The organism is Sphingobium phenoxybenzoativorans (genome assembly GCF_001757355.1).
GTDB classification, from domain to species: Bacteria; Pseudomonadota; Alphaproteobacteria; order Sphingomonadales; family Sphingomonadaceae; genus Sphingobium; species Sphingobium phenoxybenzoativorans.
Genome location: NZ_MINO01000183.1, coordinates 1 through 1,202, shown reverse-complemented (window position 1 = coordinate 1,202; position 1,202 = coordinate 1). Strand labels below are relative to the sequence as shown.

The window sequence follows — 1,202 nt, the reverse complement described above, 5'->3', positions numbered from 1 at the left end:
CCGTCATCAACTCTGTTATATCTGAGCGTCGCGGATTTTTGCGTTTGCGATGGTGAGGAGTTTTCTGGCGCATGCGATGATGGCGGCCATGGGTTTTTTGGTGTTGGCGATGAGGCGGTCGTAGAAGGCTTTGATGGTTGGGTTGTGCCTTGTGGCGGCGAGGGTCGCCATGAAGAGGATGCGCCGGACCTCGGATCGTCCTTTGCCGGTTTTCCGGTAGCCGGTTCTGCTTCCGCTATCGTGAGCGTGGGGAGCCAGGCCGCCAAGAGCTGCGATGTGCTTGCCGGAGAGCGCCCCGAGTTCGGGCAGGGTGGCCAGCAGGTTATGGGCGGTTGTCTTGCCCAGGCCTTTGATGGCGCAAAGGACGGCCTGCTTTTCGGCGAGCTGACGATTGCCCAGGAAGATGCGCTCGATTTCGGCCTGGATGCAGGCGATTTCATCGGCGAGATGAGCGAGCATGCGGGTCATGCTGTCGCGAGGCGTCAGGGGCTCGGGCGCTTTGAGGCGGTTTCGCTCCTGGGTTCGCATGGCGATCAGTTCGTCACGGCGGCGCGCGAGTTGGCGCAGGCGCCGTTCATCCTGGGATGGCAGGTGGAAGGGTCTGAGGCGGGCGTGGAACATATGGCCGAAGAGCGCGAGCGCGGCAGCGTCGATCGGATCGGTCTTGGCGCGTTGACCAAGGCTTTGGGCGAAGGCGCGGGCCTGGTTGGGATGGATGCGATAGACGGTGCGCTCATGTGCGAGGGCGATCTCGATAAGCGCGATCTCGTATCCACCGGTTGCTTCGACAAGGATATGATGATGGGGATGTTGGGCGATCAGCGCCGCCAGCGGCTGGGGCTTGTTGGGGATGCTCCAGTTGCGGCCGGAGGCATTGTCATGGATCTGGATGGTGGCCTTGGCGACATCACACCCCAAAATAGCGGGCGCGCCGGCTTGGCTGACATCGAGTGGCTGGTGTAGCATCGGACAATCTCCTCGTGAGAGCTTGCGATTGTCTGCGGGCGTGTTGGCCCAAATAACTCTGCAAGCGATAAGGGAGAAAGCGCGTGACGACCCTGATGACGACGGACGTTCGTCCCATCCCGCAACGGTCGATCAAGCGCCGGCCTGAGCCGGGTGGCCACCCGGCTCAGGCCAATCTCCCACTTCCCATCAGGAAGCACACCAACGATAAAAGCAATCCAACAGACAATCCCGCA

Annotated in this window: 1 protein-coding gene; it reads right to left on the bottom strand. The window is 61.5% G+C overall.

Annotated elements, in window-relative coordinates:
- Positions 1 to 15 precede the first annotated feature (15 nt).
- Positions 16 to 966: an IS110 family RNA-guided transposase gene (locus BHQ40_RS24715; protein ID WP_070158310.1), complete on the bottom strand. Its 951-nt coding sequence runs from the start codon at positions 964 to 966 to the stop codon at positions 16 to 18.
- Positions 967 to 1,202: the final 236 nt, after the last annotated feature.

Excerpts from the sequence above, each read along its gene's own strand:
- BHQ40_RS24715 (WP_070158310.1), bottom strand. The coding sequence starts at position 966 with ATGCTACACCAGCCACTCGATGTCAGCCAAGCCGGCGCGCCCGCTATT.